We start from the raw sequence: 14158 nt of genomic DNA on the forward strand, positions 1-14158 counted from the left end.
ATACAATCGATTGTTTTGATGGTTATTGAAGCGTTTGCGACATTTATTACTTCTACAATGCTAAACTACGACTTTTATACTTATAAAAGCAAACATTTTGACTAAAAAATACAATCGATTGTATTTTATTTTAAATAACGAAGCCAAAAGTAAATTACTTATGGCTTCGATGCTTAAATCATCTCAATGTTGTATGTAGTTTAATTCCTCTATCAAGCTGTGTACTGATTCATTTTTCATGAAATAAAAGTATAAAAACACTATCTATTATTATTGTACTATTTATAGTAGTCAAATCATTAATCATTTGGAATAGAAAAGTAGAAACAGCAAGTCAAAGAATATAATTCTAAGACTTGCTATTATGTACTAAAACTATTGTTTGATAACCTTAAACACTTTAGTCACACTATTGTCAGTTACATGAATAATTAATATCCCGTCTTCCAAATTGCTTATATTTATTACACTACCACTATTTTGTTTTTTATAGATTAAACTCCCAGAAGTATTGTAGATTTTTACATCTGCACCCTCTGCATTCTTAATATTCAAAATATCAGTTACAGGATTAGGGTAAATCCTAATTTCTGGAGAAAGATTGTTTTCCATAAGTAATAAATTTCCTTCTCTTGAAGAGGATGAAGAAGTGCTAAATTCTAGCCAATCCAAATTGAACAAGTAACCACTTCCACCTTTAAACACCAAGTAGACATCATGCGTGCCGTTGGTTGATGAAATAGATGCTGTGTTCGTTTGCCAAGAGTTCCAATTGCCTGTACTACCGATATTCACTGTCCCTATCAATGTACCCAATGCACTTCCTAAACGCACTTCAATACTTCCTCCATTCGTCTGACTTGATGCTCTTACCGCTATACTTTGAGCACATGTCAAATCAATATTCTCATACCTTGCCCAGTCATTATTATGAACAAACCCTACGTTATTTCCTTCATCCACAATACCTGACATACCATTGAAATCTTCTGCTTGAATCCCTGAAAATGAAGCACATGATGCTGAAAACTCAAGCCAGTTAATGTTTATCCCTCCATTAGTAAATACCAAGTATAAGTCTTGAGTGCCAGAAACATTGCTGATGGGCGTTGTTACTGTAGTCCAATTTTGCCACTGCCCTGTTGCTGGCACTGAAGCTGTTCCAATTAAAGTTCCAGAAGTGCTCCCCAATCGTAATTGTACAGTACCGCCAGTGTATCTACTTGATACTCTTAAATCCACTGAGTTAGCACCATTACCAAAGTCTACATCGTCAAACTTGATCCAGTCATTGTCATCAATCCAACCTACATTTAAACCTCCTTCGTCACAAGGTTCTGTGTCTACGCCTGATTGATCGCAGTAATTTTCAGCTTCAATTCTTGAAAATGCACTTAAGAAAGAACAACTGCTAGAAGGGCAATTTGTAGAACTCGAAATAGTATTATTTGATCCATTATTGGTTACCGTTCCACAAGAAATTACTGAATTGTAATTTGCTCCCGATGGAATTTCTACTGGATAAAAAGTATTGTTGGTCAGGTTTAAATAGTATCCTGTATGATCATTTTGTGAAGATGCATTTCCATTTTTCAGACCCACTCCATCAAAGTATCCACCTAGAGTGATTTTTAGGTTTTGATCTACAATCGCTTCAGATCCTGTAAGTGTGATATTGCCATGATCATTGCCTAGATAAGCTACACTTTTTGATCCATTATAATAAGGAACTTCTGCCGGTAAAATTGTAATATCCAAAGTTGAAGGATCATCATTATCGTAAGCACTTTTGTAGACCGGACCGTATACACAATCAGAGCTTGAATTGGTTAATGTACCACCAGCGAGTTGGTATCCGCCTTCACATTCTCGCACTGTACAACCGGCCACTGTCACTGTTCCGGTAGCATGCGGTAATGTCACTCCCCCTCTCATTCTTTTCACATTACAATTTAAGACAGTCGGGCTCGAAGTTCCTCTTTCAATAAACACTCCATTGATCACTGTTTCCCCTGCATTATAAGCTCTGATTCCTTCCTCTCCCAGGCTCATCATATACCCTGCCGGTAATTTGTAGCCCCAAGTTGTCATAAAATCTACATTATCTGCCGGAGAACCTGTTCCTTCCTCTGCCAGCATATCATCAGTAGTTCTCACCTCTCCTTCAACATAGCATCCTTCGATTTTTGGATTGCTTGCCGCTTGCATAAAAATACAATGCCCGTACGAACGATGAATGAACGTACTATTCAGCACATGATTTGATTCTCCTCTCACCAAACAAGCACTGTGTTTTCTATGTGCAATGATATTGTTGGTGCCTCCTTTCCCAAAAGCATCACCATAACCATATGGATATGAACCTTTTATGGTAACATGAAAATCTTGAATCCGATTATTTTCTCCATCCATTACTATGTTGCATACCCCTTTTGAAGGAGCATCATCTACAGTACCATCATCCACCATCGTCAAACCTTTCAAGACGTTATCACTTCCGGTGATTTGTAATTCCCAGATTTGTTTGCTTCCTGCTGAAGTAAAAAGATCAGTGTCAAAATTGATGGTTACACCCGTAAAATCGTAGGTGCTATTGTTCCCTGCAAAGTGCATTACCGTTTTAGTGTAACTGTCAAAATAGGGAACATCATACCCCCAAGCCCCACTAGCGATGTCTGAAGCATCGATAGTGTAAGTACCTGGAGCGAGTTTTACATTTGCATTGTTATCATCCAAATAGGGTTTCAATGCACTTAAGGAATTAACGACAGTTTGAGAAAATACTGAATTAGTGAGTAATAACAGTAAAGGCATTATTGCCAGAGAAAATCTTATGCTTTTTTTATTGTTGTTCATGGCCTTATTCTTTGATGATTTTTAATGATTTCACAGCATCCTTCCCTAATAGTTTTATTACATAAACACCATCAGTTAAAGAAGAGAAGTCAATACTTAAAGCACTGTCATTTTCTGGAATTTCATCTTGCTGATAAACACTGCCATCAACACCATACAATTCAAAAGCAGTATAAGTTTGGACTGGAAGGGAAAGAGAAAGTTTGCCCTTCACCGGATTGGGATAATACATCACAATATCAGATTCCAAAGTATTCATTTCGTTGGTGGATTGCCTTGAATTAGAGGATACAAAGTCAAATCTCCATTGTTGATCAGCGTCAGAGCTACTGCTTACACCTAGAGTAACACTCTGATTGACAGCTCCTCCACTTTCTCCATCTAGAGAATAATTTGTCCCTCTTTTCTGAAGTCGGTAATGTCCATTTCCTGCATCAATTTTCTCCCATTGTTGCCCCCAATCTGTATCATCACGAGCCGATAAAACTACATTTTGTCCATTTGAACCCGCATCGCCCCCATCTAAACAATAGCCAGAATTTAATTTTTCATAGGCGAAAAAGCCTCCACCTAAATTGATTTCTGTCCAAGTCAAATTATCATGTTGCACAAAATTGTAAAGTTCTACAGAACGCCCCTCTATGTTTCCGCCATTACTTCCACCATCTATCGCATATCCTGTAGCATTTCTTTTGATCAATTGATAATTAATATCTGTATTGATTTCTCCAGCATAGACTTCAACTTCGGCTAAAGAAAGCGTACCTGTTCCATTAATTTGAACCTTGATAATGTTGCCATAAGCACCACCTGCATTTACAGTTTGTGAAGGATCGGGATGTGTAGCAAATGTTTCAGAATACGTCGTCGTAGTCCCATTAATGACCGAAACAGTATAATCACTCAGTCTATCCATACAACAGTTTGTTCTATTGAAAACTACCACTTCATCAATGCTGTAGGTACCTCCCAAATTAACTTCCCACCATGGATTGTTTTCATTAGGTGATGTATGCGTAACAGAATTATTGGCCCAATTGCCATTTGTATTTCCATCTATAGCTCTAGAAGCAGATCCGCCATAATCTGTAGAAGACTGACTCGCAACACCATTCAATGCTATATTATCATTTAAAGAAGGACAATTTGATGAACCAGAAACGTTATTTTGAGAGCCATTATCTGTCACATTTCCACAAGATTTTATGGTATTATTTCCGCTACCTGAAGAAATGACCATAGGGTATTGAGTGTTATTATTGAACTCACAAGATTGTGCATCGAAGTTATTTTGAGAAGGAGAATTCGTTCCTAAAAGACGTACAATATCTTTTGATCCTCCAAACTTGATTTTAAAATCCTGATTCACAACCGTCTCAGTCCCTGTAAGTGTAATCTCATGATTACTTCCTCCAACATAGGCAACTGTTTTCGAACCGTTATAATAAGGATCGACGGCAGGGATGATGGTAATATCTGCCAAGTACCCATTGTCCGAACCATAAGTATTCTGATACACAGGTCCGTAAGCAAGATCTGCTTTACAATTTGTCAATGTGCCTGATCCCAATGAAAAGCCGTTTTCACAGGCAATTGCTGTACAGCCCTCCACATATTTTGTACCCGTAGCATGAGCAACAGTAACACCCGTTCTCATATATCTTACCGTACAATCAATAACAGTGGGGTTGTCAGTCCCTCTGCTGATCTCCACCCCATCGACATATGTAGTACCCGCATTATAGGCTCTAATGCCTGCTTCGCCCAAACTCATCATATATCCTGGAGGTAATTTATAGCCCCAAACGGTCATAAAATCAACATTATCAGCCGGAGAACCTGTTCCTTCTTCTGCCAGCATATCATCTGTTGTTCTTACTTGGCCTTCCACATAACACCCTTCAATAGTGGGGTAACTGGCCGCTTGCATAAAAATAGCATGTCCGTAAGAGTGATGGATAATTGTAGTGTTTTTCAAATGGCTGTAATTCCCTCTAACATTGATTGCGGAATGCTTATAATGGGTAATTACAGGTCCACCACCTTTACCAAAGGCATCACCATATCCATAAGGGTAAGAACCTCTTACAGTAAGATGAAAACCATCAATCAGGTTATTTGAGCCGTCCATATGGATATTTGTCGCTCTTTTTTGAGGACGATCATCGACGGTTCCATCATCGATCATGGTCAGGTTTTTAAGAACATTGTTGTTCCCTAGAGTTTGAAGGTGACTGTAATCTACGTTCCCAAAAGCACGCATTACATCGGTATTGATATAAAGGGTTACGCCTGTAAAATCATACGTGCTGTTATTCCCTGCAAAAACGAAAAGTGGATTACCAAAATCCCCATTTGCGATATCATCTGCATCAATATAGTAGTTTCCGGGAGCCAATTTCACATTTGCATTATCATCATCCAAATAAGGTTTTAATGCACTTAGTGAATTGACTACTGTTTGGGCATAAAGAGTGGAGGTAAATAAAAAGAATGTTGTCAATGTAAACAGTTTGATGAACGCTTTCGATAAAACGCCAGAAAAGTTGATAACATATTTCATCATAATAAAAGTATTAAAATGTAATAGAAAATGTGTTGAGTGATTATTGAAAATCTAAAGCCATCATAATTGATGCCGGTGAATTTAATTCAGGGCTTCATCAAAAGTATTTACACATTATTAGACATAACGGTCAATATGTATTCCAAAAAGGAAAATAGGGTCTATTTTAGAAGTAATCATGAGTTACTCCTAATCATTTTGATAAAATATTTGGTTACGTCAGTCTATTTATATTAGAGTAATTGTTTTGTAAACTAAATTATAGCAAACTTTCAATCGACATTTCTGCAAGCTTTTTAGATCTACTTTCAAGCACCCTTCTTCTTCATTTTTGTATTGACACAAAAACGAAGCAAAAAAGTCAAGGCTTTGAATGCAAAAGCTAAATTCCATTCCTCTCGCCTAAATGATTTTAAACTCGCTTTGCTCAAACAAGAAAATCATTTTTAACGGCTCAATACATGAAATTCTTAACGCTTTTCCCTTCAAGGCCGAGGGTCGAACTACCAAACTAAAATGGTAGAAAGTCCACTGCGTGCATATTAAGTGTTAGCGTCATTCGTGTCTTATAGATCCTCAGAAATTTCGTAATTTCTAAAACCATAAAAATTTGAAAACTTAGTTTACATTGTTCTTAATAATTCATTTCATTTTGCTGGTTGAATAAATCGGACAATTAAAATAATAACTTGATTGCGCAATCTAAATTTCAAGAGATCTCTTAAAATGTCATTATGTATAATCGGCATTATTCAAAAGTTTTGTTCTTCTAATACATATACCATTAAATGTGCAAACTCACTAATGTGGAGCCTGAATACAGTAATAATTACACTTATTTAATTTATGTAGCAAATCTATATCGTTTTACACATGCAGAGAATTATTTATCCAAAAAGATGGGGTAACATTGGTAACAAATAGGTGTTACAATGGTACCCCAAATTAAAATAATTCAATAATATACAGCAATAGTTATATTACGCTGAATAAGTCTTAAATATCGATTTTGGTTTCTGTTTTCTTATTACTGGCATATACCGACGGTAATACTTTGTATTCTGCCTTAAAACATTTTGAAAAATACTTCGGATTAGAGAAACCCACCTCATAAGCAATTTCTGAAATGGTCAGATTACTAGATTCCAACAGTTGGCTTGCCCTTTTTAATCGAACGGCTCTGATAAAATCTGAAGGTGATTTACCCGTCAGCATTTGCACTTTTCTATACAAATGCCCTCTACTAATATCTAGTTCACTGCTTAGTTCTTCCACAGTAAGATTGGTATTGGAAATATTATTTTCAATGAAAATTAAAGCTTTTTGGATTAGCTTTTCATCAATACTTTCCACCTTAGCATCGGTTGGGTTGGCTTCCAGCTTTTTACTAAAGGCTTGCTGAAGTTTTGTACGCTGTTCCAATAAACTATGGATTCTTGATTCAAGGACATCAAAATTAAAGGGCTTAGAAACGTATTGATCTGCTCCGCTTTCAAAAACTTGTACCTGTGATTCTTCAGAAGTTTGTGCAGTAAGTAATATGACTGGAATATGCGAAGTTCGGATGTCTTCTTTCACCTTTTTACAAAGTGCATTTCCATCCATAACCGGCATCATAATATCACTGATGATCAAATCAGGGAAGTTGTTGATGACTTGCTCCCAGCCTTCTTGTCCGTTTTTGGCTTCTATAACGTTGAACTTACCTTTTAAATTACTCACCAAAAACTTTCTGAAGTCTTCATTGTCCTCTACCACCAATAAGTTCGGTGTTTTTCTAGAGTGCTTCACCTCTGTCTCCTTCTTAAACCATGCTTTCTTATTCTTTATCACATTTGGTTTATGCAACGGAAGTGTTCCTTCTTCTATCTTCTCAAGAGGTAATTTCATACTAAAACAGCTTCCTTCACCTAGTGTACTTTCCACCGTAAGTTGTCCACCGTGAAGTTCCACATATTCTTTCGCCAAAGATAAACCAATACCGCTTCCTTCCCTATTGGTCACATTTGGAGTGTCAATTTGATAAAAACGGTTGAAGATGTTTTCCAAGTGTTCTGGAGCAATTCCTATTCCTGAGTCACTCACTTTAATCGTCAATGAGTCCTTTTCTTTGTCAATTGACAGCGTAATTCTCCCATTTTCTGGAGTGAATTTACAAGCATTGGAAAGAAGGTTGAGAAGTACTTTTTCTAATTTATTATAATCAAAAGTGCTTCTTAAAGAGTCTATTTCAGTGTGGAATTCTAAACTGATATTTTTCGATTGCGTCAGATCATCAAAGGAGTGAAGTAATTCTTCTGTAAAGGAAACTACATCTGTGACACTTCGCTTGAGTTGCAATTGATTGGTGCCAATTTTCTGGAAATCTAATAGTTGATTGACCAAATTCAACAAGCGTTTGGCATTTCTATGAATCAATAAATGCTGTTCCTCTTCTTCAGGGTATTTATTGGATTGTATGATTTTTTCTAAAGGCGTAAGTATTAATGCCAGTGGCGTTCTGAATTCATGACTTACATTCGCAAAGAAGTTGATTTTCAAGTCATTCAATTCTAATTCTTTCTTATTTTTGATCCTTTCTGTCCAATATTTCCATATTTGATAAGCAATCAGAAGAAGCACAATTGCATAAAAGCTGTAAGCCCAAACTGTAAACCAAGGGGCTGGTAAAACTTCTATTTCAATTGAAGTTCCTTCAACATTCCAATACCCATCACTGTTAGAAGCTTTCACTACAAATGTATAATTCCCCGGATCAATGTTGGTATAGCTTGCCTCTTGTTTTTTACCTACATAATTCCAATCGTCTTCAAACCCCACCAATTGATAAGCATATTCACTTTTCTTTGAAGAGGTATTGGTCAAAGCCACATAATCAATGCTAAAGTCGTTTTGATAATACTTCAGTGTTATTTTTTTGGATAAACTGATATGAGATTTCAAAGGTGAATTTTCTCCACCAATAGGCACTTCTTTATTAGAAATTTTAAAACCCTTCAATCTTAATTTTGGAATATATAGATTGTCTTTGATTTGACTTGGATCAAAAATCACTAGACCATAATTCCCACCAAATAACAATTGTCCATTCGTGGTTTTACACTGCACATCGGGCCAATATTCATTGGGTTCCAATCCGTCTAAAGTATTGTAATTTTTAAAACGACCTTTCTCAATTTCAAATTTTGAAATCCCTTTATTGGTACTCAACCATAGATTTCCATTATTATCGCCTAGCACCCCTTTAATAGAGTTTCCTGCCAATCCGTTTTTTGTTGTATAACTAATGAAGGAATTGGTTTCAGGGTCATATTTATTCAGCCCTAATGATGTTCCAATCCAGAGGTTTTGGTTTTCATCTTCATAAATACTTTGAATGATATTTCCAGAGATGCTTGTCGTATCTGACGTAGAATTTAAAAACCTTTTAAAGGTTCCTTTCTGACGGTCAAATAAATTCAAACCCTTCATGGTCCCTACCCAAATTTCATTTCTGGAGTCTTTAAAAACTTGTTTTACTCTATTGTCAGAAAGGGTATTTTCATTGGCTCCATTCTGATAATTGACAAACTTTTTTGTGATGTTATTGTAGATATCCAAACCATGATGTGCATACCCAATATACAGATCGTCCTTCTCTTTTAAGAGCGCATAAATCGACTCTGACTTCAAACTGTTGGGGTTGTGTGGATCAGGTCTGTAGCTTTTGAAAGTACCTTTCTTTTTATCGAAATAATTTAGTCCGTCTAATGTTCCTACCCACAAAAAGCCCGGTTTGTCTTCTGTGATGCAGAATATATAATCATTACTTAAACTGTTCTTATCGTTCTTATTGGCTTCATAATGTTCAAAAGTGTGAGTGTTTGCATCAAACCTGCTTAATGTTCCTCCCACTTTTGTACCGATCCAAATCTCTCCCTCAGAATCTTGATACATAGATCTCACCCTATTATTTCTCAATCCATTTTCAAGATAGTTGTCATCAATAGTATTAAAAGGTTTTCTGTTTTTATCAAAAATATTGACACCTGCATCCAATGTCCCCAACCAAATATTCCCATATTGATCTTCCAGCCAACTTGTGATTGTATTACTGTTAATACCTCTCTTTTGGTACTTATTGTATCTGAGTGTGTTGATTTCTCCATTCTTTTTCCTCAAAACTACACCCACATCTCTTACGCCTAACCATCTGTTACCTTCCGAGTCAATTTGCAGAATACTGGTATTCCCTTTAAGACCAAATGGAATTTTTTCTTCTTCAATTATAAAGTCTGAAGACAATAAATAATACTCATCATAATCATGATTAACGGCGATCAAAACTGAAGCATCCTCCTTTAAAGTCAAACTATTAATACTGCTCCCTTGTAAGAAAATGTAGTTATTCGCATTAGAGGAGCTACTGAGTATTTCAAGTCCTTTGATGCTTCCCACCATTATTCCCCATTGTGGGTGCTCCAATATACTTTGGATCTGATTGCTAATGATGGAAGAAGGATTGTTTTTATCGTGAACATAATGTTTGATCAAATTGAGCTGAGCATCCAAACAATACAAACCATTACCGTAAGTTCCCACCCAAATATTCTGCTGTGTATCAATCAAAATAGCTGTTACCATCAACGGTATATCATCTTCTTTCTCTAAGGCTACTCTAGTGATTTTATACGTCGTAAGGTCCAGTTTATTTAATCCTTCTTGGGTTCCAATCCATAAATTATCATGTTTATCTTCCGCCAAAACGGTCACCATATTATTACTCAATGTTGCAGTATCGGAGGTTGAGTTTGTAAACGATTGAAAGTTATACCCATCATATTTTGATAATCCGCCATTAGTCCCCAGCCAAATCAGTCCATTCGCATCTTCATAAATGGTATTGACATAGTTAGAAATCAATCCATCCTTGATGGAAAGATGACGAAATTCTATTGGAGTTTTATTCGCAAAAACAGATGTTACAAAAGCATTAAAAAGTAAAAAAAGTAATAGTAATCTCATATAAAAAATCAGGTTAATCTTAAAAAGTGTAGCAGATCATTCCATTATATCTCACTTATTTGAAGGGGAGATTTCCTTTTTGTATTATAAATATGATAAAAAAGTGATAACTATTAAAATGGAATTAGGATGTACTTCTTAAAACTTCAAGTTTTGGGGCTTAAATTAATGTATCTTCAAAACTAATTGTGTAGAATACCTACAGGCACGAATGTGAAGCCTAAGCATCATTCGTGCCCTACAGATCAACAGAAATCTTCCGATTTCTAAATACCATAAAATAGACTTTGGGTTTTTATTTGTTTAGCCTGTTTCATCGGTTCTATTTTAATGCTTTATATTCCAAAATTGGAGCTTCTAACAAAGGCTTTCTCTTTGTGTGTTTTTTGACTCCAAAATAGTTGGCTTTTCCTTCAGGATGAGGAATTGATTTTAAGATGGGTTTTATTTTTGACGTGATACCTAATGTCACTTTTTCCCCTTTTTGAAGAGAAATACAAAACTCTCCCTCTTTCATTTTTTCAATTTTGAATTGCTTTCCTTTACTTATTTGATAGGCGTTCTCCCAACCAGGAATTTTAAGTATACATACTTTTCCTGCAAGGCTTTTCACTTCCACCCATTTAATTTCTTTTTCTTGGAGAGAGGCACTTACTTCAAAACCTCCCTGTGCTAACAATTTGGAGAATGAGGCTTCTTCCCACTTTTCAGGAATAGCAGGAAAAATTCTAACTTTTCCTCCCCAACTTTGAAGGCTATATTCCATGATAGATGAGGCCCCACTTAAGGGTGTCTCAATCACAGGATTACTGCCTTCCATATAAAAAGTATTGGGCAAAAAATGAGCACCCCCAATTTCTGCATCTAAAAAAGTTTGCATAATCGCTTCAGCTTCATTGCCCATACCTAGTGCGGAATATAATGAGGATGCTCCCGTAAATGAATATCCTGCCAATGCTTTTCCATTTTCAATATTATGCCAATGCAATACTGATTTCACTACCAAATCTCGGTCTTTTTCACTGTCAGGATCCAACTGAAATAAAGGGTACAATGCCAATAAATGAGAGTAATGACGATGCGACATATCCACAGGCTGATCACTTCCTATCATCAATCCGTTTTCATCCGTTGGGTAATCAATAAGGTCGTTTAGAATCCCTTTCCAATGTGTTATTAATTCTGTATTGGCATTAAAATGTTGGCTTAAAGCAATTGATTCATTCAAAAGCCACCTTAGTACGGCTAGATTATAATTGGTATTTTGAAAAGACTTAAATCCTTTATACTCAGGAGAACCCATGGGTGTCAGTTCATATTTCCCCTCATCATTTTGAATCAGTTTATCCTCATATTTTTTGATAATTCGTTTCGCTTTAGGCAACCATTTTTCATAAAGTGCTTCATCATCTCCTTGATAATCAAAATAGAGCCAATAGTTGTGCAATGCCCAACCGTAATCACCTAAGCTTTTTCCGGTTCTATTTCTCATAATCCATTCAAACTGCTCATCTATCAATTCTATATAATTGTAAGCGATATCTTGATGGTTACTAGTATTGAAAGGCCAATAGGTCAATTGTACATTCAAGTTCCACCACAACCCAGGCCATGAAGTATTTTTAAAATACACTCCATTCAAATCCAAGGCAGGTCCATCAACTCTAGAACAGGTAGCGAGTTTATACAATTGAATCCAATAAAACGATTCCATTCTATTGTCGGGCATTGATAAAAATGATTTTTGGTAAAAGGAATGCCACCACTTTCTTGTTGCTTTCTCTAGTTTTTTCACCCCAAGCTCAACCCCTTTTTGGACTTCCTTCACCGCTACTTTCTCTGAGACATTGGAAGCCGGCACTTCATTGGCAGTCGTTAAATATAATGTTGTTTTAGCACCTTTCTTTTCAGCCTTCCATGCCGTAGCATAATCACCTCCTGCTTCTAATTTTTGTACACAAACATTGACTCCATCAATGACTTTTTGTTCGGGTAAATGTGGATTAAATAGATAATCATCTTTATACCTTTCATACATCAAATGGGCTCTCGGGCATGAAGGATCACCGGGTAACCACTCATAATTAATGGGACATTCTTTTCCTTCTTTTTGCTCTGATGAAGTCAATTCTATGATTTGAAGCATATCATCATACGCCGTAAAAGCTCTAAAATCGATTTGCCCTAAATCTGTATAAATCGTACCCCTCACTTCTGCATTCCAAAGGTCTTGACGTAATGATGCATTGAGAATTTTACCTTCGGGTCGAATGACCATTTTCCCAATATCAAGCCTTGAAAAATCTAATAAATTGGTCCCGTCTACGCCCATTGAAGTTTTCTTATTGGGTGCTTTTCTGTGATCGGTTACATCTTGGCGACCAATGTGAAAATTAAATCGGTTTTCATCTAATTTCGCATACATCATCATGCCTAGTTGACCATTCCCTACAAAGGCACCTTCCGCCCATTGTGAAGGAATTTCCTCCCAGGTCAAATCATGTTGTGCCATAAATGATGGCCAGTCAATTTTGCTTTTTACTTGAGCCCTAAGTAAGGGTGTTTTGAAAAAAAATAGGGCTAAGATTAATATATAATAGTGCTTTTTAAAGTGCATCATCTTCGTTTTCTATTTGATTGTATCGTTTAATTTTATCACCATATTCCATGTTTTCGAACCATTTGAAAACCCACCTTTTCCGTCCATCGTTGCAAAGAATAAATGTGTTGGTTTTCCATTCTCAACAAATACAAAAGGCCTTTCTAGTTGTCCTTGTTGTTGTATCTTTCCATTACTCCAAGTGACATTACGAGTATAGGCCAAAGGGCTTTTATCTAATTCCCAATGAAGACCATCTTTAGAATGAGCGAGTATTCCTCCATGATGATGATTGACAATTTCTCCTCTCATATCTTTTGCAATCATATGATAACCGTTCTCATCGCTCCAAAGGTGAGGGTCCTCTACTTCTCCAAATTTGTCTTTTGAAAAAATCGGTTGTTCACTGATCGTATAGGGTCCATGATATGTATCAGCAGTTGCAACACCAATAAATTGATCTGTATGAGTCAGTTCATCCTCTTGGTAACTTCTCCCCTTAAATAACAGAATCACTGTTCCATCCTCCTTTATTAGTGGAGAAGGGTTAGAAGTCAAGAAACTATAATAAGAATTTGGTTTTACATCAATTATAGGATGGTCAAACCTTTTCCACGGTCCATATGGGCTTTTTGAAGTCGCAACACCTACTCTTTTCCCCCACCTGCCTGCAATGCACCACTTACTTGATAAAGTCAGTTGATCTGCATTCTCTTCAGAGACGTCTTCAAAAGGATGAGTAGACCCCATGTAGAATAAAAGAAATTCATCTTTGTACTTTACAATTTTAGGATTATGACATGATCTCCCATCCCAATATTGAGCTCCTCTTGCACCTAATGCAACCTCATGAAATTTATAGGGTCCTTCTGGTTTGTCTGACACCGCATGTACAATTTCCGAAGCGATCATCCATCCAGGATGAAATTTTAAGTATTTAGGCCACCTTGATGCATACATATGATATTGGCCATCTTCACCTTTGATAACAGAACTTCCCCAAACCCAATAATCATCCATCTCTAATCCTCCATCAACAGGTGCTATTCCTAAATTATTATATAGGTATATAAACTTACGTCGCCCAATCACAAAGCTGTTTTTGGGTGACATGAATTGAAGAAACCATCCGT

5 protein-coding genes are annotated in these 14158 nt (G+C 36.3%); all 5 read right to left on the reverse strand.

Annotation, left to right across the window (positions count from 1 at the left end; translation table 11 throughout):
- Positions 1-375 precede the first annotated feature (375 nt).
- Complete coding sequence (locus HHU12_RS09570) at positions 376-2856, reverse strand: carbohydrate-binding protein (RefSeq protein ID WP_169656519.1); 2481 nt, start codon at positions 2854-2856, stop codon at positions 376-378.
- Positions 2857-2860: 4 nt separating this feature from the next.
- On the reverse strand, positions 2861-5422 hold the full coding sequence (locus tag HHU12_RS09575) for a galactose-binding domain-containing protein (protein WP_169656520.1): 2562 nt from the start codon (positions 5420-5422) through the stop codon (positions 2861-2863).
- 996 nt (positions 5423-6418) lie between these two features.
- Positions 6419-10426, reverse strand: coding sequence for a hybrid sensor histidine kinase/response regulator transcription factor (locus tag HHU12_RS09580; RefSeq protein ID WP_169656521.1), 4008 nt, complete (start codon positions 10424-10426; stop codon positions 6419-6421).
- Positions 10427-10748: 322 nt separating this feature from the next.
- Complete coding sequence (locus tag HHU12_RS09585; protein ID WP_169656522.1) at positions 10749-12938, reverse strand: glycosyl hydrolase family 95 catalytic domain-containing protein; 2190 nt, start codon at positions 12936-12938, stop codon at positions 10749-10751.
- Between the two features lie 117 nt (positions 12939-13055).
- Positions 13056-14158: glycoside hydrolase family protein (locus tag HHU12_RS09590; RefSeq protein ID WP_205959840.1), on the reverse strand; the 1103-nt coding region annotated here is incomplete at its 5' end.

Source organism: Flammeovirga aprica JL-4, from assembly GCF_012844305.1.
Taxonomy (GTDB): Bacteria; Bacteroidota; Bacteroidia; order Cytophagales; family Flammeovirgaceae; genus Flammeovirga; species Flammeovirga aprica.

Bases quoted from the DNA above. Each gene is read 5' to 3' on its own strand.
- HHU12_RS09585 (WP_169656522.1), bottom strand. From the start codon at position 12,938: ATGGCACAACATGATTTGACCTGGGAGGAAATTCCTTCACAATGGGCG.
- HHU12_RS09575 (WP_169656520.1), bottom strand. From the start codon at position 5,422: ATGATGAAATATGTTATCAACTTTTCTGGCGTTTTATCGAAAGCGTTC.
- HHU12_RS09570 (WP_169656519.1), bottom strand. From the start codon at position 2,856: ATGAACAACAATAAAAAAAGCATAAGATTTTCTCTGGCAATAATGCCT.
- HHU12_RS09580 (WP_169656521.1), bottom strand. From the start codon at position 10,426: ATGAGATTACTATTACTTTTTTTACTTTTTAATGCTTTTGTAACATCT.